The sequence below is a fragment of the Microbacterium lacus genome, assembly GCF_002812805.1.
GTDB classification, from domain to species: domain Bacteria; phylum Actinomycetota; class Actinomycetes; order Actinomycetales; family Microbacteriaceae; genus Microbacterium; species Microbacterium lacus_A.
This window is the reverse complement of record NZ_NMUM01000008.1, coordinates 1-25,990: the sequence shown is the minus strand read 5'-3', so window position 1 is coordinate 25,990 and position 25,990 is coordinate 1. Positions and strand designations below refer to the sequence as shown.

26 protein-coding genes are annotated in these 25,990 nt (G+C 65.2%); 15 read left to right on the top strand and 11 right to left on the bottom strand.

Annotation, left to right across the window (positions count from 1 at the left end):
* The first annotated feature begins 69 nt into the window (after positions 1-69).
* A protein-coding gene (locus CGU34_RS03235; RefSeq protein WP_100813234.1) for an IS3 family transposase occupies positions 70-1,334 on the top strand; the annotation gives its coding sequence in 2 pieces (ribosomal slippage) (positions 70-421 and positions 421-1,334; 1,266 coding nt in all).
* Here the strand turns inward: CGU34_RS03235 and CGU34_RS03230 are convergent.
* From CGU34_RS03230 to CGU34_RS03205, 6 genes are read right to left on the bottom strand one after another with little or no spacing between them, the layout of a single operon-like run.
* Positions 1,317-2,807, bottom strand: a complete 1,491-nt coding sequence (locus CGU34_RS03230; RefSeq protein ID WP_100813233.1) for a hypothetical protein — start codon at positions 2,805-2,807, stop codon at positions 1,317-1,319. The genes CGU34_RS03235 and CGU34_RS03230 overlap by 18 nt on opposite strands.
* Positions 2,807-4,300, bottom strand: a complete 1,494-nt coding sequence (locus CGU34_RS03225) for an SCO6880 family protein (RefSeq protein WP_036300538.1) — start codon at positions 4,298-4,300, stop codon at positions 2,807-2,809. Before CGU34_RS03225 ends, CGU34_RS03230 begins: the two co-directional genes overlap by 1 nt.
* Positions 4,297-5,748, bottom strand: coding sequence for a hypothetical protein (locus CGU34_RS03220; RefSeq protein WP_100813231.1), 1,452 nt, complete (start codon positions 5,746-5,748; stop codon positions 4,297-4,299). Before CGU34_RS03220 ends, CGU34_RS03225 begins: the two co-directional genes overlap by 4 nt.
* Positions 5,748-6,044 (bottom strand): hypothetical protein, encoded by a 297-nt coding sequence (locus tag CGU34_RS03215; RefSeq protein WP_036300536.1) that lies wholly within the window; start codon positions 6,042-6,044, stop codon positions 5,748-5,750. Before CGU34_RS03215 ends, CGU34_RS03220 begins: the two co-directional genes overlap by 1 nt.
* Positions 6,045-6,068: 24 nt before the next feature.
* Complete coding sequence (locus CGU34_RS03210; RefSeq protein WP_157814014.1) at positions 6,069-6,668, bottom strand: M23 family metallopeptidase; 600 nt, start codon at positions 6,666-6,668, stop codon at positions 6,069-6,071.
* Positions 6,669-6,681: 13 nt separating this feature from the next.
* Complete coding sequence (locus CGU34_RS03205; protein ID WP_069696858.1) at positions 6,682-7,413, bottom strand: hypothetical protein; 732 nt, start codon at positions 7,411-7,413, stop codon at positions 6,682-6,684.
* A 384-nt stretch (positions 7,414-7,797) separates the two neighbouring features.
* On the opposite strand from CGU34_RS03205, the gene CGU34_RS03200 reads away from it, so the two are divergent.
* Entirely contained in the window at positions 7,798-8,121 is a 324-nt protein-coding gene (locus CGU34_RS03200) for an ArsR/SmtB family transcription factor (protein ID WP_100813230.1), read from the top strand.
* A 624-nt stretch (positions 8,122-8,745) separates the two neighbouring features.
* On the opposite strand, the gene CGU34_RS03195 is transcribed toward CGU34_RS03200, so the two are convergent.
* The 4 genes from CGU34_RS03195 to CGU34_RS03185 form a co-directional block, all read right to left on the bottom strand.
* Positions 8,746-8,961 (bottom strand): FCD domain-containing protein, encoded by a 216-nt coding sequence (locus tag CGU34_RS03195; protein WP_232711512.1) that lies wholly within the window; start codon positions 8,959-8,961, stop codon positions 8,746-8,748.
* 81 nt (positions 8,962-9,042) lie between these two features.
* Positions 9,043-9,267 carry a hypothetical protein gene (locus CGU34_RS16840; protein WP_157811200.1) on the bottom strand — a complete coding sequence of 75 codons (225 nt, stop codon included), beginning with the start codon at positions 9,265-9,267 and terminating at the stop codon, positions 9,043-9,045.
* Between the two features lie 30 nt (positions 9,268-9,297).
* Positions 9,298-10,443, bottom strand: a complete 1,146-nt coding sequence (locus CGU34_RS03190) for a zinc-binding dehydrogenase (RefSeq protein ID WP_232711511.1) — start codon at positions 10,441-10,443, stop codon at positions 9,298-9,300.
* A gap of 129 nt (positions 10,444-10,572) precedes the next feature.
* Positions 10,573-11,517 (bottom strand): LysR family transcriptional regulator, encoded by a 945-nt coding sequence (locus tag CGU34_RS03185; RefSeq protein WP_100812284.1) that lies wholly within the window; start codon positions 11,515-11,517, stop codon positions 10,573-10,575.
* A 419-nt stretch (positions 11,518-11,936) separates the two neighbouring features.
* Here CGU34_RS03185 and CGU34_RS03180 point away from each other — a divergent pair, with 419 nt between their 5' ends.
* The 13 genes from CGU34_RS03180 to CGU34_RS17670 all read left to right on the top strand — a co-directional run bounded on the left by CGU34_RS03180 (position 11,937) and on the right by CGU34_RS17670 (position 24,416).
* Positions 11,937-13,067, top strand: coding sequence for an ABC transporter substrate-binding protein (locus tag CGU34_RS03180; RefSeq protein ID WP_100812283.1), 1,131 nt, complete (start codon positions 11,937-11,939; stop codon positions 13,065-13,067).
* A 46-nt stretch (positions 13,068-13,113) separates the two neighbouring features.
* Positions 13,114-14,241 carry an ABC transporter substrate-binding protein gene (locus CGU34_RS03175; protein WP_157811199.1) on the top strand — a complete coding sequence of 376 codons (1,128 nt, stop codon included), beginning with the start codon at positions 13,114-13,116 and terminating at the stop codon, positions 14,239-14,241.
* 46 nt (positions 14,242-14,287) lie between these two features.
* Positions 14,288-15,415, top strand: a complete 1,128-nt coding sequence (locus CGU34_RS03170; protein ID WP_157811198.1) for an ABC transporter substrate-binding protein — start codon at positions 14,288-14,290, stop codon at positions 15,413-15,415.
* Between the two features lie 86 nt (positions 15,416-15,501).
* Positions 15,502-17,199, top strand: a complete 1,698-nt coding sequence (locus CGU34_RS03165; RefSeq protein ID WP_157814004.1) for an ABC transporter permease — start codon at positions 15,502-15,504, stop codon at positions 17,197-17,199.
* A gap of 43 nt (positions 17,200-17,242) precedes the next feature.
* The gene (locus CGU34_RS03160) at positions 17,243-18,355 is read left to right on the top strand and encodes an ABC transporter ATP-binding protein (RefSeq protein WP_051513871.1); all 1,113 of its coding nucleotides are present in this window, start codon (positions 17,243-17,245) and stop codon (positions 18,353-18,355) included.
* Between the two features lies 1 nt (position 18,356).
* Positions 18,357-19,484 (top strand): thiolase C-terminal domain-containing protein, encoded by a 1,128-nt coding sequence (locus tag CGU34_RS03155; protein ID WP_036300524.1) that lies wholly within the window; start codon positions 18,357-18,359, stop codon positions 19,482-19,484.
* Complete coding sequence (locus CGU34_RS03150) at positions 19,481-19,945, top strand: Zn-ribbon domain-containing OB-fold protein (protein WP_051513868.1); 465 nt, start codon at positions 19,481-19,483, stop codon at positions 19,943-19,945. The genes CGU34_RS03155 and CGU34_RS03150 overlap by 4 nt, the downstream gene beginning before the upstream one ends.
* Positions 19,942-21,201 carry a CaiB/BaiF CoA transferase family protein gene (locus CGU34_RS03145; RefSeq protein ID WP_198517664.1) on the top strand — a complete coding sequence of 420 codons (1,260 nt, stop codon included), beginning with the start codon at positions 19,942-19,944 and terminating at the stop codon, positions 21,199-21,201. Before CGU34_RS03150 ends, CGU34_RS03145 begins: the two co-directional genes overlap by 4 nt.
* Positions 21,202-21,248: 47 nt before the next feature.
* Positions 21,249-22,259: a Gfo/Idh/MocA family protein gene (locus CGU34_RS03140; RefSeq protein WP_036300517.1), complete on the top strand. Its 1,011-nt coding sequence runs from the start codon at positions 21,249-21,251 to the stop codon at positions 22,257-22,259.
* Between the two features lie 9 nt (positions 22,260-22,268).
* Positions 22,269-22,598: a DUF4286 family protein gene (locus tag CGU34_RS03135; protein WP_051513867.1), complete on the top strand. Its 330-nt coding sequence runs from the start codon at positions 22,269-22,271 to the stop codon at positions 22,596-22,598.
* Between the two features lie 5 nt (positions 22,599-22,603).
* Positions 22,604-23,338 (top strand): alpha/beta fold hydrolase, encoded by a 735-nt coding sequence (locus CGU34_RS03130; protein ID WP_036300516.1) that lies wholly within the window; start codon positions 22,604-22,606, stop codon positions 23,336-23,338.
* Positions 23,335-23,679 (top strand): DUF4286 family protein, encoded by a 345-nt coding sequence (locus tag CGU34_RS16835; protein WP_051513863.1) that lies wholly within the window; start codon positions 23,335-23,337, stop codon positions 23,677-23,679. Before CGU34_RS03130 ends, CGU34_RS16835 begins: the two co-directional genes overlap by 4 nt.
* Complete coding sequence (locus tag CGU34_RS17670) at positions 23,676-24,416, top strand: alpha/beta fold hydrolase (RefSeq protein WP_157811197.1); 741 nt, start codon at positions 23,676-23,678, stop codon at positions 24,414-24,416. The genes CGU34_RS16835 and CGU34_RS17670 overlap by 4 nt, the downstream gene beginning before the upstream one ends.
* A 23-nt stretch (positions 24,417-24,439) precedes the next feature.
* Here the strand turns inward: CGU34_RS17670 and CGU34_RS03120 are convergent, their stop codons facing one another.
* Entirely contained in the window at positions 24,440-25,909 is a 1,470-nt protein-coding gene (locus CGU34_RS03120; RefSeq protein WP_036294992.1) for an IS1182 family transposase, read from the bottom strand.
* Positions 25,910-25,990: the final 81 nt, after the last annotated feature.

Below are 25,990 nucleotides of genomic sequence, written 5' to 3'. Positions count from 1 at the left end.
GGGCCCTGACCCCAGTTCTTGGACACGCTGAATCCAGCATTTTGCTGGGGAAGCGAGATGATCAGAATCATGGTTAGGAAGAACTACTCCGACGGGTTCCGGCGGCAGGCCGTGGACTTGTACGAGTCCACTCCCGGGGCGACGGTGCGTGGCATCGCCGCTGATCTCGGGATCGAGCGCGGCACGTTGCGGCTGTGGCTGGAGCGGCACGGGACGGGCCGGAAGACGGCTGCGGACGGCACCGCCGCGCGCAGCCCGTTCAAGGCGTCGGCGACCTCGCCGACGGCGGATGCGGGGGCGGATGAGACGCCCGCGCAGCGCATCGCACGCCTGGAGGGGCGGGTCGCGCAGCTGGAGGTCGAGCAGGTCAAGCTCGTCACCGAGCGTGAGATCCTGCGGCAGGCGGCCAAGTATTTCGCGGGGGAGACGAACTGGTGAACCGCTTCCAGTTCGTTGAGGACCTCTCAGCCACCTACCCGGTGAAGCGGTTGTGTCAGCTCGTCGAGATCACGAGGTCCTCGTTCTACGCATGGCGGGCCGGCGCCGCCGCCCGGCGGGCGCGCGCCGCGGAGGACGACGTTCTGGCGGGGCGGATCCGCGCCGTCCACGAAGGCGACAACACGATGGGCGCGCCACGGATCACCGCCGAGCTCAATGACGGCGCCGCGCCGTCCGAGCGGGTCAACCGCAAGCGGGTCGCCCGCGTGATGCGAGACAACGAGATCCACGGGTACCAGCGCAAGCGGCGGGTGCGCACCACCGTCCCCGAGCCGTCGGGACAGGTCGTCCCCGACCTGCTGAAACGGGACTTCACCGCCGAGGCGCCGAACCAGCGGTATGTCGGCGACATCACCTATCTGCCGCTGGCTGACGGGCAGAACCTGTATCTGGCGACCGTGATCGACTGCTGCTCGAGACGGCTGGCCGGGTGGGCGGTCGCGGACCACATGCGCAACGAGCTCGTCGAAGATGCGCTGCGTTCGGCGAGGCTGACCCGCGGCAGGCTGACCGGGTCCGTGTTCCACTCGGACCACGGATCGGTCTACACCTCCAAGGCCTACGCGGGACTGTGCAAGCGGCTCGGCGTGACACAGTCCATGGGCGCGGTGGGCACGAGCGCTGACAATGCCCTCGCGGAGGCGTTCAACGCGACGCTCAAGCGCGAGGTCCTGCAAGACCGGGCCGTGTTCGCCGACGAGGCCTCCTGCCGTCGCGAGGTGTTCCGGTGGCTCGTGCGCTACAACAACACCCGCCGCCACTCCTACCTCGGCTACATCGCGCCCGTCGCATTCGAAGCCGAACTCACCGCCGCTACGCTACCGATAGCGGCATAATCCCACCCCGTGTCCAAGAACCGGGGGCAAGGCCCCGTACTCCCACGGGGTGGAGGTGGCGAAGCAGTCCACCAGGTAGGAGTACTGGCCGACGTAGGCGAGGAACTCGCCTTTACGCAGCAGCCGGGCCATCTCCACGTGCGGGGCGGGCAGGTTCAGCCGAGTGCGGAGGGCGGTTTGTTCTTGGTGGTTGACGCGGAAGATGAACTTGTTTTCGATGTCCCCGACGATCGAGTAGGCGAGGGATCGTTGTAGGGAGTCGGCGTCGCCGACCGCGTCCAGGTCGCCCATCTTGTGCAGGATCACGATGTTGCTGATCCCGTAATGCCTGCTGAGTTTGAGCCACTGTTGGAACATCTGCAGGGATGCCAGCGAGGTCATGTCCCGCCATCCTTCTTCACGCACCACGTAGCGGGTGCGGTGGGCGGCTCGGTCGCTGATGACGGCTTGGATCCACGCGGTGGAGCACACCTGGGTCAGTTGCGCGGCCAGGTCGCCGCGGGCGAACAGTTCGCTGGTGTCGGTGACCACGATGGGGGCGTCCTGGTCGAATGTGACGGTAGAGGCGTCTTCGAACAGGCCGGATAGATCGCCCTCGACGAACCTGCGCAGCACGAACCGGGGTTGGATGGCGCCGTCCGCGGCGTGGAAGGCGGCATCCGTGTCCGCGGCGAGATGCCCGAGTTGCTCGTAGACGCCGCGCAGCGTCGGCTGGTCGCCGGTGTGTTCGATACACCGGTCGAGGGCGTCGAGGATTGCGGCATGCTCGACCGCGGTCAGCCGAGACCCGAGGGTCATTTCGATGAGGGCGATCAGGGTGCCGATGCGGCGCTGCTTGACCATCTGCTCGTGCTGCTCATCGGTCGTGTCCGTCCGGCGGGGTCCGCGGTCGAGCGGGTTGAGGCGGGTACCGGTGCCGCCGCCGAGGCGGATCACCCGCCCACCGGGGATGGCTTCGGCCACGGCCACCCATTCGCCTTTCGGATCGGAGGGGACTACGACCTGGTGCCCGAACGCGATCGACCGGGTCACGAGGGTTTTCACGGTGGCGGATTTCCCACCCCGGTACGCACCGAGCACGAGGATGTTGGTGGAGAAGGTGCCGCGTTCGGTGGAGTCGACATACGCCTCCCACGGGGAGAAATGCCACAGCGCGTCCGCGTTCAAATCCACCCCCAGGATCGGGCCCCGGTGACCGAGCCCGGAGTCGGCTACGAACGGGTAGATCCCGGCGATGTGCTGCGAGGTGGCCTGATGGGCCGGGATGACCGCTTTCGCGAGATTCCAGTACCCGCCCTGCACCAGCCCCGGCCCGAACGGACCGGGCACCGCCGCCTCCGGGAGAGAACGGTCTTTCCTCGACGACCGTGCTGGCCTCTCGGGCGGTGCCCCTTGGGCGATCTGGCGGCGCAGTTCCTTCTTTTGCCGGCGGGTGAGGTCGGCGGGGGTGAAGGTGGCGGTGTGGCGGGCCATCACTTCATCCCCAACCCGATCGGCAGCGCGTTCACCATCAACGCTTCGGCCTGCTGGCAGTACAAGACCTGCGCCTCCATCCCGGCACGAGACAGCGCGTTGCGCATCCCGGCCAAGGCCTGGTCGAGGCGTTCCTCGTCGGGCGCGGTGATGGTGAGGTAGGCGCCGTAGTGGAACTCGCCGTGCCCGTTCGCGATCTCCTGCTCCTGCTGCTCCAGCGCGCGCCAGTCCGCGGCGTCCGCTGCCGACCCGTCCGCGCCCCGCTTCGCCCGCAGCGACTCGTTGCCCCGCCATACCTTCTTCTCCTCCCGGATCCGCTTCAACGCCTTCGACACCGGCACCGGCGTCAGCACGATGGACAGGATGTGGGTGATCGCCTCCCCGGTGTTCGGGTGCCGGGCGAACACGATCGGGGCGAGGAACCCGACGGGCGAGTCCGAGCGCGGCCATTCGTGCACCCACAGGGTGGTGTGCACGCCCGAGTCGGTGACGACAATCCCGTTGCGGTGCGCGGGTTCGTCCAGATACATCGGCCCAATCGCCACCGGGTCCACCCCGGTCAGGGCATCGGGACGGTTCTGCACGACCGCCGCGAACTCCGGGTCGAACGCGAGCCGCCCCAGAGCGGCGACGTCGCGCGGGGTCAGCCAGCGGCGCACGGTGATCTTCGCCGCCGTCAGGGCGTCGGCGAGGTTGCCGGCTTCGATCTGCGCCAGGGCGAGAATCGCGTCCTGGCCACCGCCGAGCGCCTTCAGCTGTGAGCCGAGGACGACCAGGTCGAGGGTGAGGATCAGGTAGTTGCGGTGGGCGACCTCGAACCGTTCGGACCGGTCCATCACATCCTGATAGTTGTGCGCGACCGGGGAGTCCGGGTTGAGGTCTTGGACGCGGCGGACGGTGTCGTAGTGTTCCCGGGCGGCGCGGATCGTGGTCGGCAAGGTGCGTTCCTGCAACGTCACTCGCTTCACCCCCGGGCGTTGCGTGAACGGGCCCAGGACCCGGTCGAACTGCTCGGCCAGGTCGAACCGTTCCGGCAGGTCATGCATCAAAAACCCCTGCACCTCGAGCTCTGCGATCACGGACACGGACCGGTCGTGGGGGTTGTAGACGGCGCCGGCCTGGCCGGTGTCCCACAGCTGGATCGAGGCCCGCGTACCGGGAAGGTTCAGCGTCCCGGCCAGGCGTGGCCGTTCGGGGCGGAACGTGTGCGTGGTGGCGCCGCCGGCGTGCCGGACTTGCTTCATCAGCCACAGCCCGGCCATCCGCGGGGTAGAGACCCCGTGGATGCTGGTGAGCGCGGTCACGCCGAACCCGAGATACAGCGGCGCCCCATACAACAGCCCCAGCGGGCCGAACCTGTTCACGAACACCAGCAGGATCAGCGCCGCCGTGGCGAGGAAGGCGAGTTGCCAGGGGTCCATGCCCATCACGACGCCTTGCCGTGACCGGCGCGGCAACCGGACAGGGCGCGCGTACTCGGGTGTGGCGGTCATAACGATCTCCCATCCGTGGTCGGAGGTTGCGGCGACGTCGCCGGCGGACGTGACGGCGCGGGCTTCCCGGCACTACCGCTCGACCCAGGACCGCTCGACGGGGCGGTGCGGGTCTGGGCGGGAGAGAGCGCACCGCGCGGCGAATTCGCCGACGTCGAGCGTGTCGAGGCGGACCTCGGAGAGGGGCCGGTGGATGCGGACGAGCTGCCGGCCGGGCGCACACCGGAGGGTAGCCCGCCCAGGCGGGTGGGGATCTGTGCAGCGGAGCGGGCGGCGCCGGTGGCCATCCGCCCGCCGTGCGAGCCGAGACGGGACCCGACACCGTCGGCGGCGACCGCACCGGCGAAGCTGAACAGTCCGAAGATCGCGAACGGCGCGAACGCCACCAACACGAGCCCGACCAGCAGCGGCCAGGACTGCGGGTTCCAGATCGTCTTCACCCCGGCGAGGCCGTTGATGATGAGGGTCACGAACCCGATCGTGAGCGGCCCCGTCAGCAGCAGTACGATCACCGCGGATACATACCGGACCACCCATTGCGGTCCGATGCCGCGGACCGGGAACAGCATCCATGCAACCGGACCGACCATGATCAGCGCGGCCAGCACGATGTTGCGGAACGCGAACACCAGCATGAGCAGCAGCATCCCGAGCATAAGGAGGAAGTGGATGAGGAACGCGAAGAAGTAGTTCGCCTGTCCGCCCGCCCACATCACCGACTGCAACGTCGAGTACATGCTGGCGGGGCCCTCGCCGTTGAGGATGTACCAGGTCATCTCATCGACCGCGTTCAACAGATGTCCGGTCAGCCACAGCGTGATCGCGACTGCGGGGATCGCGATGAAGGACCGCACCAACGCTCCGACCAGTTCGGCCCGGTCGCCCGAGACGACCGCGGCGGCGATGGCCCACACCATCGCCCCGAACGTGATGATGAGGATCGCCCACTGCCAGAACGACCACTGATCGACCGCCGCCGTCCACAACAGGCTGCTGGTATCGAAGCGCATGTTCTCCGCGACGAGGAACATCATCCCGGTCGCCGCCAACGCCATCCCGCGACCGGCATTCTCGAACGTGACGCAGACGGCATCGCCAAGGCTGCACCCGTACTTCACAGTGAGCGCCTTGCCTCCGTCGGATTGGATCGCCCGCGCGTGCCCCTCGTAGGTCGTGCAGACCGTCGCCTTTTCGCCGCCCAGAGAGACGCCTATGAAGCACTGCTGAGGTGTGACGTTTCCTGGATCGGTCGGTGTGCAGGTGACTTGTCCGCTGGCGATCTGGCAGTCGACGGGATAGGCGGGAGCCGACCACGGTTCTCCGCCAACGACCTCCATCCGCACAGGGCTGGGGGCATGCGTCGTCATCGCTTGCGCGGCGGTGCCGGATCCCACGGTCAGCGCGATGCCCACGACGATGCCGAGACGGAGAACGCGCGACAGGTTCATCAGAAACCGAAGTCGAAGTTCACGAACCAGGCGAATAGACCGGATGCGGCGCCAAGCACGGCGGCGGCGATGAAGATCCAGAGGATGTTCTCGCCTGCCCAGGTGCGGACCCGGTCCGATGCCAACCCGCGGAATGCGAGGGCAGCGCCGGCGATGATCAACATGATCAGCACGACCAGCATCGCCCCGGCCAGGATGTAGGACGCGATGACTTGGAAGCCTTGGAAGAACGGGGCCGAGAAGTCGGGTTGGATGTCGGGGATGTCGACATTCCCGGGAGTGGTGCGCCTGGACATGATCGTGCTCCCTTGCTCGGTGGCCTACATCAGGGGGAGGCCGCGGGCGGCCATGAACGGCTCCGGGGCTACCGGAGTTCCGGAATCCCGGACTTCGAAATGCAGATGGCAGCCGAACGACTTCCCCGTGTTGCCTTCCGCGCCCAGCGGGGTACCGGCGGTGACCGCCTGCCCGACGGTGACGCGCAGCGAGTCCCACTGCATGTGGCCGTAGAGGGTGACGATCTCGCCGCCGTGGTCGATGCGGACCGCGTTGCCGTAGCCCTGATAGGAGCCGGCAGTGATCACTTCGCCGGGCCCGGCGGCGTAGACGGTGGCTCCACAGCCTTGGGCCATGTCGTAGCCCTGATGATCCGTGGAGCAGTAGCTGCATCCCTGCACCGGGTTGTACCCGAACCCGCGACCTTTGGAGTAGTCCCCGGCGAGCGGAAATCCCCACTCGCCGCTGACCGCTGGAGCGGCACCGGACCCAGCCGAGGTGGTGCTGACGATGCTGCCCGCGACGGCGAACGGGACGGCGATCAGCGGCGTCAGCAGGAACGCGACCGCTAGGAGGGCAGCGAGGCTCGCCCCGATCAGGATCTTCCGGCCAGTCCTCGTGTTGAGGGCTGCGGCGGCGATCATCGGGGCTCCCATGTCAGGGCTCCAACGGCTCCGTGAAGTAGCGGACCACCTTGCAATCCCCAGCCTGTTGCGCCGACTCGAGTGTCGGCACCGATGCCGGCCCGCAGAGCACCTGGACGCTCACCCGCACCGGTTCCTCGTACGCCGTCTCCCCTCCGTCGCCATCTGACCGGGTGAACGTCAACGTCACGTCCGAAGTGCCGATCGACATGTCACCGGATGCGTCATCGCTGACGGCAACGTAGATGACGTCCCCACTCGTCTTCGCTACGACGCGGCCATCCTCGCGGGCGAGCGAGTCCCACTCCTCCTGAGGAAGGACAACACCCGTCCGCAACTCGACCTGCGCGTCGTCTACCGATGACTGTTGGTCGGCTTCCGACGTGTAGCGGGTGTCTGGCGTGAACCAGCTGTCGAGGTAGTCCAACCATTCTTCGCGGGTGCTCAATGTGGTGTCGAACGTGGAAGCCGCTTCGAGCGCGGCCCGGATATAGGTCTCGGGGTCAGTTGTGATCGGCTCCGGTACCCATCCACGCTCAGAGACCGCAGGATCCACGAACTCACCGCCCGCTGATTCCGTTCCACCCGGGCTCGGAGTATTCGAGTTTCCGCCGGGGCTACCGGTAGGGGATGGGGAGGAGAGGGTGGAGCTGACGATGATCGCGACAATTCCGGCGATCAGGACGAGGCCGCCGATGATCGCCCACGCGAGTCCGCGCCGCCCTGAAGCCTGATTTGTCGTCATTGGTCAGCCCTCCTGATCTTGCAGGATGGCCACCGTGCACGGGGAGAACGGCTCGCGCGACGGTCGCCGTGGCGGCATCTTACGCATCCGGGGGCAGCACGGAAAAGGAACCGACCCAAGGTTGTGGACAACTCGGCACAAATGCGTGCGTGTGGACACCTCGCGACAGAGCCGAGTTGGGTGAGCGAATTTTAGGCCGTGAATGAGCGAGTCGTCTGTAGGAAGTTTGGGGGACAAGGCTGCGAGCGCCGCGTTCGACCGCGGTGCCTGTGGCTTGCTCAACCCGACCATGACCACACGGTATAGCAGTGTTGTCTTCGAGTAAACCCCTAAGTCGTATTGTTTGCTGGACGTGTGCACGGTCGGTGCAGCAGAATGGACCTCATGCCTCGTATCGCTCAGCCAGCGGGTTCCGAGGGTTCCGAGGAGCCGATCGCGCTTCTCGGGAGCCTCGTCAAAGCAGCGGTCCTGCGATACCTGCGATCGAACCCGGACGTCACCGCCGGCCCCATCTGCGACGCACTTGAACTTGGTGCGTCGACGATCAAGCCGATCCTCGACGAGCTCGCAGCGGCCGGCCTCGTCATCGCCGACCCACCCCCGGTAGAGGGGCAGTCCCGGAGAGGGATCTGGATCAAGTACCGCGTGAACGACGAGGCCGTCACCGACCTCTACCTCCGGTTGGGAATGGCGATCGGCGAGTTCTGAGCGGCCGCTCGCCGGTTCGCACCTTCCGGAGATCTGGGCGCTCTTGGGGATCGCGACGAGATAGCGTGCCAGGACAGCGCCGCGTTGTGCGAAGCGGGGCGATCGGGGGCTTGTCGATTCGGATCCGAAGGCGGCGGCGGCGGACGTGCTGGTCGATTGAGATCAATCGGCGAAACACAACCGCCGCAAGCGTCAACCCTGCGGGGGCATCGGGCTTGAGCCACGTGAGACCGTGTCGTCGCAGCCACCGCGACCGCGACACCGTCCGTCGGGTAGCTACGCATGCGCCAAGTCACGTCGATTGCCACGCGCTCGGGTCGATGCCATGCGGCCCTCCTGGTCGTTGATGGTGTCCTTCTACGGGTCTGAGTGTGAGTCAGCTGCGCCTTCGCCATGCGGCGGCTTGGGGATCTGACTATGAGACTGCCAGTACGAAGATGCTCTTCCCCACTCCGATCCCGCTGCCTCGGATGTGCGACATCCCAGAGGTTCCCGCCGCGCAGGTGCCTGGAGCTTTGGTGATCGCGGAAGCCATTGCCGCGAGGATGGCCTTGACCGGCGAGTGAGTGTGCGGGAGATTCTCTCCAGAGCACGGCCGCACATTGTTGGTCGCTGAATCGCGCGTCAGTCGACGGTGAAGACTTCGGGGTGGCGACGGAGCTCGAGTCGACTGCGGCGGATGTGCCCGGCAAGTGCCCTTTCGGCTTCCTCTGGGTCGCGGCGTCGCATTGCGCTGACGATGAGGTGGTGATCGTGGTGGACGCTGCGGTCGCCGTCCGAGTAGTACAGCCTCGTCACCGCGCGGCGGTAGTGCTGGGTGCGATTCCACAGCGACTTCACCGTGTCTCCGAGGACGGTGGTGGGTGCGGCGTCGAGACACGAAAGGTGGAATTCTTCTCGCTCGGCTTGAGGATGACGGTATTACCTGCCGCGAGAGCAATGGGGAAGAACCACATCGGCGCGCCTACGCGTACCCGCCGGGAAAGCCAATGCTGCGGCGCGGACGGCGACGGCGACGTCGGCTGTCTCGGCTAGCGTCACCGATCCGCTCTGCGCGCCGGTGGCAGGGTCGAATACCGCGCTCAGGCGGCGGTCGGGCAGGTCGACGCGTGCACCGTCGATCCAGTGGGGAATGCGCTTGGTCATCGAAACCTCTTCTTCTGAGTGATGTTGTGATCAGTCCATGACGACAACGGCGCGGCCTGTGATCTCGCCGAGCGCGAGGGCCCGGTAAGCGGCGTCCGCGTCGTCAAGGGCGTAATGCCGGGTGACGACGCCCTCGGCGTCGAAGTGCCCATCGGCGGCCAGCTGCACGACGGCGGGCAGATCTACCCGGGTACGTGCGCCGAACGAACCGGTCACCGTATAGCCGCGCCGCACGAGCGGCGTGATCTCGATTTCGGCCGTAGCGGTGCCCGCGGCGATGCCGATCGCGACCATGCGTCCGCCATCGGCGAGGATATCGATGGCCTGACGGAAGGTCGCCGGGTGCCCGAGCGCCTCGAATGAGACGTCGACCCCATGTCCACCGGTCAGTGCGCGGACCTCCGTCTTCACATCGACACTGCTTGAGTTCACGGTATGGGTCGCGCCGAGCCGGAGGGCCGCCTGGAGTTTCTCGTCCGAGACATCGATGGCGATAATCGGATCGGCGCCGGCGGCCTTGGCGATCTGCAGGACTGCGCTACCTACGCCGCCGACGGCTGTGATAGCGACGGACTCGCCACGTTCGACGTGTCCGGCGCGGTGCACGGCGCCGTAGGAGGTGAAGGCGGCGCAACCGAGAATCGCGGACGCCACCGGGTCAAGGCCGGCAGGAAGCTTCGTCAGTGCCGAGATCGGTACCACCGAGTACTCGGCGAGGCCTCCCATCGAGTACATAGCCAGGAACGAGCCGTCGGGTAGCGTGAGCCGGCTTGTGCCGTCGTAGAGCGTTCCTCGCAGGCGATTCTGGCCGAAGAAGTTCGCGCAGAGATCGTCACGACCGCGAATGCAGGCATCGCACTCCGTGCACGGCATGATGAACGCTCCAACGATGTCATCGCCCGCCTGTAGGCCGTGAGTTTCTACGGTTCCATCACCGAACGCCACCACGGTGCCGCTTATCTCATGTCCGAGCACCGCTGGGCGGGGAAAGGTGACTTCGCCCTTGATGACATGGAGGTCCGTGTGGCAGACACCGCACGCGTGCACCTTGACGAGGGCCTCGCCTTCCCGGGGTGTCGGCACAGCGATCCGTATGATCTCGAGCCCCGGGTGGTCGTCTCGCAGAACCGCGGCCTTCATGGTCTCAGGCAGAGCAGTTTTCTTGTCGATGTGCACGTCAGCACCCTCCTGTCGGTCAGCCGTTGTCAGCCTGCGACAGACATGTAGGTGCGGTCAAGCACTAGTCATGCATGGTGAATCTGCGAAATTGCAGATTCGATCGTTCGTAAAGGTATCGCGACCGGGTCAGGTCGACGGGACGAGAGAGTCCTGACGAGCGACGACCACTCGCCGCAGCGCCGCCCGGATAAGGTTGACGGCCTCGGGCGCGGGGCTGTCTCGGCGCATGCTTAGCGAGTAGGCCAGAAGGAACCGCACTTGATCGGGCAGGACGCGGACGAGGTCGGGCTCGCCTTCCGCCATGTAGCAGGGGAGAAGGCCGATCCCTGCCCCGTGCTGTGTGGCTGACACTTGTGCCGACACGCTCGTGCAACCCATCCCCACTCGCATGCCGGCGAAGCCGCGGGCGAGATCGAGCTCAGCGACGTTCAGATGCGAATCCACATAGAAGACGAGACGATGATCGGCGAGATCCTCCATCGATTCAATGGCGGATGCCTGCGCCAGATATCGACGGCTCGCGTAAAGTCCGAGCGCGTAGCTGGTGAGAAACTCTGACGTGAGCCAACCTTGGCGGGGTTCCCCGATGCTCACGGCGAGGTCGAAGCCGGACGCTCGCGAGGTCAGCGGACGAGTGGAAGTGACCAGCTCGATCGAAATGCCGGGATATCGCGCGACAACTTCGGTGATCGCTTCAGTGGCGAAGACGACTCCGAAGCCATCCGGCGCAGAAACCCGGACGGTCCCTCTGACGGTGCCTTCCTCGCCCGCTACCGCATCCCGAACGCTTTGGACGATCTGCTCCAGCGAGGCCGAGCGTTCCACGACGACGCGGCCGAGGTCGGTTAAAGCCCATCCGTCTGCGCCGTGCTCGACCATGGTTGCGCCGAGCGCTGCCTCCAAGCGGTTGAGTCGGCGACGCACGGTCGTGTGGTCGATGCCAAGCAACGTCGCGGCGGTGACGAGTTTCCCGGTGCGGGCGAGCGCAAGCAGCATGCGCAGGTCGTCGGTCGATACCTCACCGGTGGATCGTTGCGCGGTCGCGGTGTGATCGGGATTGCTCCGGGTCATGTGTGGTGACACTCCTTGTCACACGTCTTCGTGCGTGGTCGCCGATCGAATTTCGCACAGCGTCTGACGAACGAAGGAGCGGTGGTGGCTGATGGCATCCCACTCTATGTGCACCAACGCACATCGATCCATGCTCGCAGCGGTCGAGTTTGTGCCGCGTGAGCGGAGCATCGATCACTACGAGCCCTGAATTCCTGCGGTTTTACATCAAGTGGCGTGAACGTGCCGCACATGCCGAACGCGATTCTCGCACGAGGTTTACCGTCAGGCGGAAAACAGCGACCCGGCCAAAATGCGATTACACATAATGGTCGCTGCGGGATCTGCATAATCGCCCGCAATTCCTGGCAGCGGCTTGGTCGTGCACCGATGCACACGACCGTTACTCGACTACATGCCACCCAAGCAAAGGAGCTTTGATGAGAGTCAAGCAGTTTGGGATCCTCTCCGGAGCGATCCTCGCCGTAACAGCCCTCGGCCTCGCCGGCTGCGCATCGAGCTCGCCAGCGGTTACGCCGTCGGCGACCAACGGAGCGTTCGATCTAGATGCGCTAGTTACGGCGGCGAAGGCTGAAGGTTCGCTCATGCTTTACGGCGATTCGTCGGATGCGAGTATGAAGGCCTGGACGGATGCCTTCACACAGGAGTACGGCATCCCTGTGACGATCGTTCGCAACGCAACCGGGCCGCTTTTCCAGCAGTTCGCGCAGGAGGAATCGGCTGGGCAAGCCCAGGCTGACGTCCTCAGCATTCTCGATCACTCGGCTCTCGACCAGGCGGTCGACAATGGCTGGATCGCCGAGTACACACCCCAGGAGGCGGACGCCCTTCCGGCGGAATACGCACGCGCGGGCTACTACTACGCCGTCCAGAGCGTCACCTCGCCGGTCATCGCATACAACACAGACAAGGTCACGCCTGAAGAGGTCGAAAAGCTCCAGGCCGACCCGATGGGCTTCCTCGAGAGCAAGGGCCTCACCGATCGTGTCGGCGTGGTCGCCCCTCAGGCTGGCCAGCAACTGCAGGCGTACTGGTACCTCTACTCGGATGGTCCTGCGGCCGAAGACTTCGGCTGGGATGGTCTGGGCGGCATCGCGGCCAATACTGGCGCCATCTCGGATACCGTGACGATCGCGCAGAACGTCATCCAAGGTGAAGTCGACTTCGGGCTGCCGCTCGCCGACAGCTACGTGATCTCGCTGATTACCGGCAGCGGCGCCCCGCTCGGCTTCGTCTACCCAGACCCGACTGTCGCGGTCATGTCCGCTCTTGCGGTCGTCGAGAACGCGCCCCACCCGAACGCCGCGCGGCTGTTCTCTGAATGGGCCGCCTCCGCCGACGGTGTCAGCGCGTGGGCGGTGGGTGCGAACAACGCCCCGATGCGCAGCGACGTCGAGGACCCTCGTACCTACCTCGACGAGCCCTGGTTCTCGCCGAAGACGGACGACGTCTGGAGCGACTTCGGTTCGGATCCCGAATTCCTCGAGGCCATGACAGCCGATGGCTGGTACTTCCCGAAGTGGAACGAGACGTTCGGCTACTCAGGATGAGCACACGCGACCACACCATGACCACGACCGAAGCGAAGGAACATTGATGAGTACCAGAACACGTAGGGTCCTATGCGCAGCGATCCTCACCGCGGCCGCGATCGGCCTCGCGGCATGCTCGTCGGGGCCTGCAACACCGGTGAGCTCATCGTCGGGCGACGCGTTCGATTTGGCGACCCTGACGGCAGCGGCCAAGGCCGAGGGCAGCCTCACGATCTACGGTGATGCCTCCGAGGCCAGCCTCCGAGGGTGGGCCGACAAGTTCACCGAGGAGTACGGCATCCAGGTGTTCATCGTGCGCAACACTCCAGGCCCGCTGTTTCAGCAGTTCGCCCAGGAAGCATCGGCTGGGCAGCAACAGGCCGACGTCATCAGTATCGTCGACCATGTTGCACTGGACCAGGGCATCGAGAATGGCTGGATCGCGGAGTACACACCTCAGTATGCGGATCAGTATCCCGAGTCCGAGAGCCGGGCGGGGTACTACTATCCGGTCCAGAACGGCAACGCCCAGACGATCGCGTACAACGCCGACAGCCTTTCAGACGATGAGATCGAACTCATTCAGGAGAAGGGACTTGACGCGCTGACCGACCCGATCTTCGCGGGCCGCGTCGGTGTCGTCAACCCGCAGATCTCCTCGGGCGTCCAGGCGTTCTGGTACCTGTACACGGACGGTGCAGCGAAGGGTTTCGGCTGGGATGGTATGGAGGGCATCGCCAAGAACGTCGGCATGATCTCCGACACCCTGACCCTGGGCCAGAACATGATTCAGGGCGAGATCGATATCGCGGTGCCGATGGTCGACTCCTTCATCTCGTCGCAGATCGCCAACAACGGTGCCCCGCTCGAGTACGTCTATGCGACACCGACCATCGGTCAGACCGATGGTGTGGCCGTCGTGCAGAATGCGCCCCACCCGAACGCAGCACGTCTGTTCTTGGAGTGGGCTGCTCTCCCCGAGACGAACGCGTTCTACTCGACGATCTCGCAGTCCGCTCCGACCAACGTGAAAGCGACTGATTCTCGCAAGATCGTGAATGAGGCATGGTATGCGCCGGCCGGAGATGACACGTGGTTCGACTTCGGCAGCGACGAAGCGTTCCTGACGGCGATGAAGGCCGACGGCTCCTACTTCCCGAAGTGGAACGAGACCTTCGGATACTCCGGATGAATGTGACGGTCGGCGAACACGCGATGAACATCGGAACGGAGCTGTGATGCGCACGAAAGGCGTGTACGCAACGCTGCTCATAGTCGCAGCGGCAGGCCTGGCTGCGTGTTCGTCGGCCGTGCCCACAACGGTCACAGCACCTACCGAGAGTGGGAGCGCCTTCAACCTCGAGGCGCTAACGGAGGCAGCACAGGCCGAGGGCAGTCTTACTTTGTACGCGGACTCGACCGAGTCGGTTCTGCGGGGTTGGAGTGACGGCTTCACCAAGGAGTACGGCATCCCGGTGACGATTCTGCGTAACACCGCTGCACCGCTCTATCAGCAGTTCGCGCAAGAGCAGTCGGCCGGGCAGGCGATCGCCGATGTGTTCGGCGTGGTTGACGCAGCCACGATGGCGGATGCGCGGGAGAACGGTTGGATCGCGCAGTACACGCCCCAGAACAGCGACCTCCTGTCGAAAGATCTCGGCGACCCGGGCTACTACTGGGCCCTGCAGAGCTCTACCCAGCAAACCGTCACCTACAATCCCGACAACGTGACTGAGGACGAGGTCGAGTTGATCTTGAAGGACCCCGTCAAGGCCATGACTGACCCACGGTTCGCCGGTCGGGTTGGCGTCGTTCAGCCGCAGGTGTCCCAAGGTGTCGGGGCGTTCTGGTACCTCTACAGCGACGGCGCCGCTGCTGCCAATGTGGGTTGGGACGGCCTTGAGGACATCGCCGACAACACAGCGATGATCGCGGACAACCTCACGCTGGTGCAGAACGTCATCCAGGGCGAGATTGACTTCGCCTTCCCGATCGTCGACTCGATCCCGGCAGCTCAGATCGTCCAGAACGGCGCTCCGCTGCAGTTCGCCTACGCGACGCCAGCGACCGGATCGAGCGCACTCACCGGAATCGTCGCAGACGCCCCGCACCCGAACGCCGCGCGGCTGTTCCTCGAGTGGGCCGCAGAGCCCGACGCGAACTCGCTCTGGTCGAAGCTGTCGCAAACCGCCCCGATCAATGCCGAGGCGACTGACGGACGTGAGTTCACCGACCTGGACTGGTACCAGCCGGCGGGCGACGACACCTGGTTCGACTTCGGCACCGATCCCGAGTTCCTCGCGGCGATCAGTGCAGATGGCGACTACTTCGATCGCTGGAATGAAATGTTTGGATACACCGGATGACGACCATCAATGCCCCCGCCCCGGCCACCAGCAGCGGACGAAACGGGGATCCCGACCCGCCGACGAGGAAGACTACAGCGGAGGCGGTGACGCGCCGGAAAGCGACTAAGCGTGGGCCGAGCCCGTTCGCGGTCGTCATCCTGATCCTGCTCGGCGGCCTGATCCTCGTGCCCGTAGCGATGGTGTTTTTCGGCGCTTTCCAAAGCGCGGCGCCCGGCCTTCCCGGCACCACGTTCTCGCTTCGGGCGATCATGGAGGTCTACGGGACCACGGCGTACCTCGGCTCTCTCATCGGCACACTCCTGATGGCGCTCAGCGTCGCAGTACTGGCGGTGGTCTTCGGTGCGTTGGCGGCCTGGATACTCGCGCGCACCGACGTGCGGCTTCGAGCAGTTCTCGAACTCGGCGTGATCGTTCCGTTGTTCATCTCGCCCTTCATCGGCGCAGTCGCCTGGAACATGCTCGGCGCGCCGCGCTCGGGCATCATCAACGTGAACCTGCGCTGGATCTTCGGCACCGACGCGACATTCATCGACATCGGCACAGTGCCGGGCGTGATCTTCGTGATGCTGCTGTACTTCCTGCCCTACACCTACATGCTCATCTCGGCGTCGCTGAAGAACATGGATCCGGGTCTCGAAGAGGCGTCTTACATGAACGGCCGCGGCATCGTCGCGACTGCGATGAAGGTCACACTCCCGATCGTCCGCCCCTCACTGACGGCCGCGTTCTTCATGATCGCTGTCTTCGCGACCGGGATCTTCGCGATCCCCGCCGCCCTCGGCCTTGACACGGGCTTCTCACCGCTCGCCGTGCAGGTCTACCGCAAGATGACGGTCTTTCCATCTGATCCGCCCGCGGCAGCCGCGATCGGTACGCTTATCTTCTGGTTCACCCTGGCCGGCATCTACTTCTATCGCCGCTCTATTCGCAACAGCGCCCGGTTCGTCACGGTCGGTGGAAAGGCCACGCGTCCGCGCGTCGTGAAGCTGGGCTGGGCACGCTGGCCAGTCACGATCCTCGTCGCGCTCTACGGATTCCTGGCGGCGGTGCTGCCGTACGCGGCGATCATCCTCATTTCGTTGTCGCCCTACACGATCACAGACTTCCGCAAGATGCAGTTCTCGCTCGACAGTCTCTGGACGGTCGTCACCTCCCCGGATGTGACCAGCGCCTTGCTCAATACCGTGTGGATCGCACTGCTCGCACCCACTGTGGCAGTGCTGATCGGCCTTGGTGTCGCCTATATCACCGTGCGCGAACGCGGACGCATCGCCACGATCATCGACTACATCTCGAACTTCCCAATGGCGGTTCCGGGAATCGTGTTCGCAACAGGCATCATTTGGCTCTATGTGCGCACGCCGCTGTATGCGACGCTGGCGCTGCTGATAATTACCCTGGTCGCCACGTATATGCCGCAGGCGACTCGATTCGCAGCCACCGGCTTGATGCAAGTCGATGGGTCCCTGGAAGAAGCCGCGCGCATGTCCGGCGCGAGCAAGTTCCGCGCGATTACCACGGTCACCATGCCGCTCGTTGCCCCGTCACTGATGTCGGCATGGGTGCTCCTGTTCATCTTCTCGTCGCGGGAGGTGAACGAGGCGGTGATCGTAGCCGGTCCCCGCTCCCAGCCACTGTCCGTGCTCGCCTGGAACTACGTCGAGAACGGCTCGCTCAATCAGGCCGCAGTAGTCGGCCTGTTGATGTCGCTCGTGATGCTTGCCGGATTGATCCTGGCGAGATATGTCTTCCGCGTCCGACTCACCTCCTCCCAACTGTGAACATCCGAATCAGTACCCACGCAGAGATGGAAACCCAATGTCTATGACGATTGACAGGACGACGACCGCGACGCAGGAGCGCGTCGGTGCGTCGCTGAGCGTCCGAGATCTGCGCATCCACTACGGCAACGTCGAGGCGGTGAAGGGCATCTCATTCGACATCCTGCCGGGAGAGTTCCTCACGCTCCTCGGCCCTTCCGGATGCGGCAAGTCAACGACCCTGCGCTGTATCGCAGGCCTCGAACCCGCCTCCGCAGGCACGATCACGATCGACGACACGGTTGTGGCAGGTCCCGGAAAGCACGTGCAGCCCGAGAAACGTGGCATCAACATGGTGTTCCAGTCGTACGCTGTGTGGCCGCACATGACTGTCGAGAAGAATGTCGGCTACGGCCTCAAGGGCCTGCAAAAGGACGAGATCAAGACCCGCGTCGACGAGGTTCTCGACCTCATCGGGCTCGGCAAGTTCGCGAAACGGTACGGCACTGAGCTCTCCGGTGGTCAGCAGCAGCGTGTTGCGCTCGCCCGCGCGATCGTCACCCGTCCGAAGGTCCTCCTCTTTGATGAGCCGTTGTCGAACCTCGATGCGGGACTACGCGAGCAGATGAGGTTCGAGATCCTCGCGCTGCAGCGTGCCGTCGGGATCACCGCGGTCTACGTCACGCACGACCAGACCGAAGCTATGTCGATGTCCGACCGGGTCGTGCTGCTCAACGACGGTCTGGTTGAGCAATCCGATGCGCCGCGCGAGATCTACTCCCGGCCGCGCACTGAGTTCGCCGCGAACTTCGTTGGTCATGCGAACATCCTTCCCGGCCGACTCGATGGCGCCCGTGAGCGGTTGACCGTCCCGGGCATCGCCACGCCCGTCCTTGCCGCCGAGACCGCCGCCAACGATGTTCACGAGTCCGCCTCCGCGGTCTTCCGCGCCGAGAGCCTGCTCGCCGGGAGCGCGGCGGAGTCGGCAGAGAACGTATGGCCGGCGAAGGTCGAGCGAGTCTCATACCTCGGTCGTCACCTCGACGTGCTGTACTCGGTCGGCGACTCGAAGGTCCGTGGTGAGCTTCCGTCGGCGACGCCGATCGTTGTCGGCGACACGGTCACCATCGGCATCCGCGCTTCCGACGTGCACTTCGTGCCGCACACCGAGGCCTAGCATGCGAGCGCAGGTCGCGATCGTCGGCGTAGGAACGACGAAACAGGGCGAGCTTCCCGGTCGGACAGCGAACGAAATCGCCATCGAGGCGATCGAACTCGCGCTCGTGGACGCCGGACTCACGAAGGCAGATGTCGATGGGCTCATAACCTGCCGGAATCTGCATGACCGTTTCGGCATCGACGAACAAATCGGGCACCTGCTCGGAGTGAACCCGAGGTTTGGCGCGACCCTCGATTACGGCACGGGCAACTTCTCGCTTCATCTCGCGGTGATGGCGATCGAGGCGGGTATGGCCGAGACAATCGTGCTTGCATACGGCACGAACCAGCGCTCGATGCGCTCGGGATTCGGCATCTCGGTCGGGGGCGGTGCCGAAATGGCGGCGCTCGCCGGAGTTGTGCATGTCGCCGGACCGGCGGCGCTCGCATTCCGGCGCCACCAGGAGCTGTATGGCACAACTGAGGAACAGTTGGGCTGGGTGGCGGTCGGCCAGCGTGAGTGGGCGCAGAAGAATCCGTTGGCCATCTTCCGTACTCCGCTCACGATTGACGACTATCTCTCGAGCGATCCGCTCGTAGCGCCGCTGCGCCGTGCCGACCTCACGATGATCTCGGATGGGGGGGCCGCTCTCGTGGTGACCTCGAAGCAGCGCGCGAAGGATCTTCCAAAGCAGCCCGTCATGATCGACGGCATGGCCGAGCGCACCGCCTTCCGGGCTGACCACGATCGCGACAGTCTGATGCGCCCCTGGCTCGGCGAACTCGCTCGTGATCTCTGGGCCAGCAGCGGGTACCGCCCCGAAGACATCGATGCCCTCTACATCCAGGATGCGACATCCGTATGGGTGCTCCAGATGCTCGAGTGGTACGGCTTCGCACCGGTCGGCGAGGGAGGCCGCTTCCTCGCCGAAGGTCACACCCGACCGGGCGGTTCCCTGCCGGTCAACACGAACGGCGGCCAACTCTCCGAGAGCTACATGTGGGGATGGCTCCACCTTTGTGAGGCCGTCCGCCAGCTGCGCGGTGAAGCAGGGGAGCGCCAGATAGAGGGGATCGAGGTCACCCTCGATTGTTCATCTCACGACTTTCTTAAGGGGGCGGCGTCAATTCTGACGACGAGATCATGACGTACCAAGGACTGCTTCCTGACACGCACAACGTGCTCACCGCCCCGTTCTGGGCCGCGACCCACGAGAGACGGCTGACGGCGCAACGATGCAGCTCCTGCAGTGTGTTCCGCTGGCCGCCCAGTGAGTTGTGCCCAGAGTGCGTCAGTACCGCCGCCACGTGGACGCAGCTCGCGGGCACCGCCGAGGTGTGGAGCTATGCCGTCTATCACCGCTCGATGCACCCGGCATTCACGGCTGTGCCCTATACGGTCGCGCTCCTCGAACTTCCCGAAGGCATCCGCATGTACGGAGCCGTGGTGACCTCGACCGGTGACGCCGATGCCGATGGCGAGGTGAAGATCGGCGACCAGGTGCGAGCAGCGTTTGAACGCACCGAAGACGACGTCGTTCTCGTCCGATGGATTCCAAGCGAGGAAGAATCGGCCCTCGCTGCCGTACAGCTGGAGGAGCAGCCATGACCGACCACGCGAGGCAGGTGAGCTCGACACGCAAGGGGCCGCTGGAACACGTCACCATCCTTGACCTCACCCAGCACCTCTCAGGTCCATTCGGGAGTCAGATCCTTAGCGATCTCGGCGCACGTGTCATCAAGGTCGAGCCGCCCACAGGCGACCCGACACGGCGCATCGGTCCGTACTTCGAAGACGGTGACAGCGCGTACTACCTCAGCGCGAATCGCAACAAGGAGAGCGTCGTCCTCGATCTAAAGGCGCCAGGCGGCGCCGACGCGCTTCTTGCGTTGGCCATGCGTGCTGACGTCGTCATCGAGAACTTCCGCCCGGGTACGCTGGCCAAGCTCGGAATCGACTTCGACGCGCTTCTGCGGGTCAATCCGCGGATGGTGCTGTGCTCGATCACCGGCTTCGGACCGGATGGCCCCTACCGGGCATTGCCCGCGTTCGACATCGTCGTCCAGGCGCTCGCCGGCGGCATGTCGCTCACGGGTGAGGAAAGCGGCAAGTCGGTGCGCTCCGGGCTGCCGATCGGAGACATCTGCGCCGGCATGTACGGTGCAGTCGGCACGCTCGCCGGCCTGCTCGAGGTGGGCAGGACGGGCATTGGCATGCGCATCGACGTCTCGATGCTCGACGCACAGGTGTCAATGCTCTCGTACGTCGCGAGCTACTACCTCGCCTCAGGCGACGTCGCTGGTCGTCAGGGTCGCGGGCACATGAGCATCCCCACCTACCGGGCGTTCACTTGCCGAGACGGCAAAGACATCGTCGTGGCCGCGAACACGCAGCCGTTCTGGCAGGGTCTCGCGCGTGCTTTCGAGCGCGAAGACCTAGTCGCCGATGAACGGTTCCTCGACAATGACCTTCGCAGGGAGCATCGCGACGAACTCGATGCGGCGCTCGAGGCGGCCGTTGGCGAGCTGGATGCCGCCGAGGCTCTGGCGAGGCTTGCGGCAAACGGTGTACCGTCGGCGCCGGTGAACACCGTCGATGCCGCCCTCGCCGACCCCCAGGTGGTCCAGAGCGACATGGTGTTGCAACTCGAAGGCCGCGGGGACAGCATCCGTGCCGTCGGCAACCCGATCAAGACCCACGGAGGCCGCACCCGTCATATCGCCCCGCCCCGACTCGGCGAAGACACCGAGTCGGTGCTGCGAGACGTAGCGGGCCTGACGGATGATCAGCTCCGGAAGCTCTCGTCCGGCGGCGCGATCACCCTCGCTGCACCCCACGAAGGGTCAGCCGCGGCCTATGCCTGATCCATCGGCGGACATCCGATAACAGTTCACAAGGGAAAGAACTCGACATGCTTCGCACAGTCCTGATCGGCGTAACCCACTGGCATCTGCCGCTCTTCCTGGAGCCAATGCAGAAACGCGATGACCTCTCTTATGTAGGCGTCTCCGACCCCGATCTCGCCGGTGCGCAGAAGGTCGCCGAACGACTCGGGACGATCGCCCTCGCGGACTACCGCGAACTCGTTGAGCAGACCAAGCCGGACTTCGCGCTCGTGCTCGGTATCCATGCCGAGATGGCGGCGACGGCCGAGTTTCTCATCGAACGCGGCATCCCATTCATCATCGAGAAGCCGGCGGGACTGAACGGCGCGCAGGTCTCGCACATCGCGGAACTCGCCGCCGAGCGCGACGCGTTCGCGGCCGTACCGTTCGTTTTCCGTCAGAACGGATGGGTCACCCGGATGCGGGAACACTCGGCCGGCGAGCGCTTCGACCATCTCTCGTTCACCATGATCGGGCGGCCGCCGCAGCAGTACGAACGGATGGCGTCGGGCTGGGTGCTAGACCGCGCCCGTTCCGGAGGCGGAGCGCTTATCAATCTGGGCATCCACTTTCTCGACCTCATCCCCTACCTGGTGCCGGACGAGCCGGTCGAGGTAGTGGGCGCCGCGATCTCGAACACGGCTTGGGACCTCTCCATCGAGGACTACGCGTCGGTGATCCTCAAGGTCGGCACGAGTCTTGCGACGATCCAGACCGGCTACCGTTACACCTCGCCGGACGAGTACATGGATATGCACTTCTCGGTGCGGACGGCCGCCTCGTACTACGTCGCCCGTACCCCCACCGAAGTGCAGGTGACCACGCCAGAGGGGGGCATCGAGACGTGGGAGGTCAGCACCATGAACATGAAGACCTACCCGTTCTTCGTGAACGATGCCATCGAGCGGGTGTTGCGGGGAGACATGCCTGCGTTCGACCTCAGCGACGCGGCACGTGCGATGCGTCTGCTAGATCGAATCTACGAGAAGGCCGGTGCGATTCTTCCGTCGACACCGGGATCCGTAACACAGGAATAGGAGAAGACCGTGGCAGAACAGAAGCGTCGGGGCCTGCTGCACGTGCAGATGGACATCGCGCCTGAGCACGAAGACGAGTTGAACACGTGGTACTGGCAGGAGCATCTTCCCGAGCGACTTGCTGTTCCGGGTTTCCTGAGCGGGCGCCGGTTCGAGATCGTCGACGGTGGCCCGCCGAAGTACCTCGCGATATACGACCTCGAGGATGTGTCGGTGCTGGACAGCCCGGAGTATCAGCGGCTCATCAATCCCCCCGATCCGCGGACGAAAGAGATCGGACGGATGCTCAACACGAACATCCGTCGGGTCTACGTCGAGATCCCGCGGCTGGAGGCATAGTCCGGATGAAGCAGCTGCTGCTCTTCCCAGGGATGGCCCAGGATGCACGCGCTTACGATTTGACCGGCTTCCCGCAGGAGCAGGCATACGTGTATCCCGGGCATGGCGGCCGCGAGTCGCAGGTCGTCACTCTGGACGGGCTGGCCGATGAGGCCCTCCGCGGACGAGTCGACCGGCTCGACCTCGTCGGCGTGGCGCTGGGCGGCATTATCGCGCAGCATGTGATGGTCCAACATCCGCACAGAGTCCGCTCGGCAGTCCTCGCAAACACTCCGGCCGGCGTGTCGAACCGGTCTCCGCTGATCGAACGAGCCGAGGCGACCGCCGCGACCGGCCCGCAGGTCGACGAGCTGATCGCACGTTGGCTGCGGCCGTCCACGATCGCAGATGACGGCGAGGCCGTGCGATACCTCCGCGAGGTGCTCGAGACGATCTCGTGGGACGGTCTCGCGAACGTCCAGCGGGCGATGGCCGATCACGATCTCGTGACAGCGCTGGAGGGAAATACTTATCCGGTGACGGTCATCATCGGAGAGGACGACTATGTCGGGATCGGTGCAGCCGAGCGCCTCGCCGCCCTGTTCGTCAACCATCGCGTACGCCGCATTCCCGGCGGACACATGGTGCACCTCGACAACCCCCGGGGATTCCGCGAGACGGTGCTGGAGCATGTCGAATGGGTCGATGACCTCGAACGCGCGGCCGACGGCGCACGCGAATCAGAGAGAAGGAGCGCATGAGCGATACTGAGGTCAAGGGACTGCTGATGGTGCAGATGGAGGTCGCACCGGAGGATGTCGCAGAACTGGATGCCTGGTACTGGGAGGAGCACATCCCTGAGCGCCTCGCCTGTCCGGGGTTCCTGTCTGCGCGGCGCTTCCAGATGGCCGATGGCTCTCCGAAGTTCGTCGCTCTCTATGAGCTCGACGGCATCGGGGCGCTCGAGACCTCTGAATACCGGCACGTGATCGAGAACAGCACAGCGCGCACGAAGGCAGTGGGTCGGATGGCGACCATCACGCGCGTCGAATACGTCGAGCTACACGATCCGGCCCCGCAAGGCGAACCGGCCGCCCCGTGACGACTCTTCTGCTCCACCCGATCGGACTGGACCGGCACACGTGGGACGGCGTAGCGATCGATAACGCGCTGGCTGTCGATCTGCCTGGTCACGGTGGGGCTCCCGGTGCCGAGCTACCGAGCCTCGACGATATCGCCGATGCCGTGCTCGAGGCCGTTCCGCTCGAGCTCGGACCCCTGGATGTCGTCGGGCTGTCACTTGGCGGAATGGTGGCGCTGCACGCCGTGCTCCGGCACCCTCAGCGAATACGGTCTCTGGTGGTGGCATGTGCCCCTGCGTTGTCGCCGGCAGACGCGATGCTCCAGCGGGCGGCCGACACGGAGCGACTAGGCATGGGCGGGATGATGCCCTCAACACTGCAGCGGTGGTTCAGCGCCGACATTCTCGAGCACACCCCGGATTTTGTCGACACCGCAGCGAGGATGCTGCTCGCCAACGACCCGCGTGTTGTTGCACACTTCTGGCGTCTAATTTCGCAGCATGATGTGCGGACACGACTAAGCGAAATTCGCGTGTCCACGACGATCGTCGCGGGTCGAGCCGACCTTTCGGTTCCTCGGCCCGCCGCGCAAGCACTCGCTAGGTGCGCGGGTCAGAATCGGGTGGCGTGGCGCGCGGCGTTGACTCTGGCATCGCGCGCTGACGGTCGCGAACGGGAACGGGCGGGCCGTTGCGGTGTGAGAGCGTGCGGGATCGCACGGCGAGGGGCTCGTGGCGACTGTCGGTGCGTGCTGTGACGCCCAGGGACCCCTGGGGAGGCCTATGCGGGCGCCAGCCCGGCGGCTGTAGCGACGCGGAGCTTGCGGAGGTTGTGGCAGATCGTGTGGAGTAGCCATTCGCCTTGGGCGCCGGCGAGTCCGCGTAGCCGGAGCTGTCCGGCGTTTTGCCGGGTCTTCATCTGCCCGAACGCGGGTTCAACGATGGCTTTGCGGCGCGCGTAGTCGGTGCGGCCCTGCTCGGTGCGCAGCGCGTGCGCCATCCGCTCCCGCCGGCTCGCGTCCTCTGGGGCCGGGTCCGGGGCGCCGGCGGTAGGGAAGCTCTCGCCGTGACGTTGCCGTCCCGTCGCGATCAACACCTGTGCGTCCAGATCGTCGGCGGCTTCGAGGTTGGCTTCCGAGCAGTAGCCCGCGTCAGCGAGGACGACCTCTGGGGAACGCTCGATTCCTGCCGCGTCGAGGTTCCGTAGGGTCTGCTCGGCCATCGGGACGAACTGCTGGATATCGGTGGCCTGCTGGGTGACCTCGGCGCTCAACACGATCTGGTGGCCCTCATCGACAACGGCCTGCGCGTTGAACGCGTAATCGAAGCCGCGGACCGTCTTCATCATCCGCGCCTCAGGATCGGTGAAATTGCGTTGCGCTTTCGGCTTCGGCGCCGCCGTGTCCACCGCAGTCGCGACGGCCGCGTCGGCCTGCTCAGGGGGCTGACCGGCGGCGTCGGCCTTCTTCCGCGCCACGGCTGCCGCCTTCTCGGCGGCGTCGGCCTCGATCGCGTCCTTCGCGGCACGTAGTTTTGCCAGGCGCCCCTCACGGCGGGCCAGCTCCGGGGCGACCTCGTCCCCGCGCCGGTCCTGGCCGAACTGCTGATCCTCGGCCTCATCGACCGCCTCCGCCTCGGCGAGCAGCGCAGCGACCTCGGCTTGGAGCTGATCGATCTTCGGCACGATCCGGTCATAGCTCATCGCCTTATGCCGCGACGCGTTCGCAGCCAGCTTCGTGCCATCCAGCGCGACCCGCCCCAACCGCACCAGCCCCGCCTCCGCGCAGACCCGCAGCACCTGCAGGAACAACCCCGGCAGGGCATCCAGGTGACGCCGACGAAACCGGGCCAGCGACCGGTAGTCGGGCGCCTGGTTGCCCGACAGCCACCGGAAGGCGATATCGCGCTTGCAGCGCCGCTCCAACTCACGAGACGAGGTCACGCCCGTCGCGTACGCGAACAGCAGCAGCTTCAACATCATCCGCGGGTCATACGGAGGCGCACCCGAGGCGGACGCGTACGACGCGTAGACCGGCGTCAGATCCAAGAGCTCTTCGACGACCTCGGAGATGAACCGGGCCTCATCATCCTCGTCCAGCCAGTCATCCAGACTCGGCGGGAGCAGGAAACACTGCCCCTGGTCATACCCACGGAACGTCTTGCCCGCACCCGCCGGTGCAGCCGATCCCGGCGCCCGCGCCTCACCCGGCTCGACCTCGAACAGACCCTCCAGGCTGGCAGTCACCGTCATGAATCGATTCTCCCAGCACCCCGCGCTATCCACCGGATTCACCCCGGCGCGTTAACGGAAGGATCTGACCCACGCACCTAG

Bases quoted from the DNA above. Each gene is read 5' to 3' on its own strand.
- CGU34_RS03230 (WP_100813233.1), bottom strand. From the start codon at position 2,807: ATGGCCCGCCACACCGCCACCTTCACCCCCGCCGACCTCACCCGCCGG.
- CGU34_RS03225 (WP_036300538.1), bottom strand. From the start codon at position 4,300: ATGACCGCCACACCCGAGTACGCGCGCCCTGTCCGGTTGCCGCGCCGG.
- CGU34_RS03220 (WP_100813231.1), bottom strand. From the start codon at position 5,748: ATGAACCTGTCGCGCGTTCTCCGTCTCGGCATCGTCGTGGGCATCGCG.
- CGU34_RS03215 (WP_036300536.1), bottom strand. From the start codon at position 6,044: ATGTCCAGGCGCACCACTCCCGGGAATGTCGACATCCCCGACATCCAA.
- CGU34_RS03210 (WP_157814014.1), bottom strand. From the start codon at position 6,668: ATGATCGCCGCCGCAGCCCTCAACACGAGGACTGGCCGGAAGATCCTG.
- CGU34_RS03205 (WP_069696858.1), bottom strand. From the start codon at position 7,413: ATGACGACAAATCAGGCTTCAGGGCGGCGCGGACTCGCGTGGGCGATC.
- CGU34_RS03200 (WP_100813230.1), top strand. From the start codon at position 7,798: ATGCCTCGTATCGCTCAGCCAGCGGGTTCCGAGGGTTCCGAGGAGCCG.
- CGU34_RS16840 (WP_157811200.1), bottom strand. From the start codon at position 9,267: ATGACCAAGCGCATTCCCCACTGGATCGACGGTGCACGCGTCGACCTG.
- CGU34_RS03185 (WP_100812284.1), bottom strand. From the start codon at position 11,517: ATGACCCGGAGCAATCCCGATCACACCGCGACCGCGCAACGATCCACC.
- CGU34_RS03180 (WP_100812283.1), top strand. From the start codon at position 11,937: ATGAGAGTCAAGCAGTTTGGGATCCTCTCCGGAGCGATCCTCGCCGTA.
- CGU34_RS03175 (WP_157811199.1), top strand. From the start codon at position 13,114: ATGAGTACCAGAACACGTAGGGTCCTATGCGCAGCGATCCTCACCGCG.
- CGU34_RS03170 (WP_157811198.1), top strand. From the start codon at position 14,288: ATGCGCACGAAAGGCGTGTACGCAACGCTGCTCATAGTCGCAGCGGCA.
- CGU34_RS03160 (WP_051513871.1), top strand. From the start codon at position 17,243: ATGACGATTGACAGGACGACGACCGCGACGCAGGAGCGCGTCGGTGCG.
- CGU34_RS03155 (WP_036300524.1), top strand. From the start codon at position 18,357: ATGCGAGCGCAGGTCGCGATCGTCGGCGTAGGAACGACGAAACAGGGC.
- CGU34_RS03150 (WP_051513868.1), top strand. From the start codon at position 19,481: ATGACGTACCAAGGACTGCTTCCTGACACGCACAACGTGCTCACCGCC.
- CGU34_RS03145 (WP_198517664.1), top strand. From the start codon at position 19,942: ATGACCGACCACGCGAGGCAGGTGAGCTCGACACGCAAGGGGCCGCTG.
- CGU34_RS03140 (WP_036300517.1), top strand. From the start codon at position 21,249: ATGCTTCGCACAGTCCTGATCGGCGTAACCCACTGGCATCTGCCGCTC.
- CGU34_RS03130 (WP_036300516.1), top strand. From the start codon at position 22,604: ATGAAGCAGCTGCTGCTCTTCCCAGGGATGGCCCAGGATGCACGCGCT.
- CGU34_RS16835 (WP_051513863.1), top strand. From the start codon at position 23,335: ATGAGCGATACTGAGGTCAAGGGACTGCTGATGGTGCAGATGGAGGTC.
- CGU34_RS03120 (WP_036294992.1), bottom strand. From the start codon at position 25,909: ATGACGGTGACTGCCAGCCTGGAGGGTCTGTTCGAGGTCGAGCCGGGT.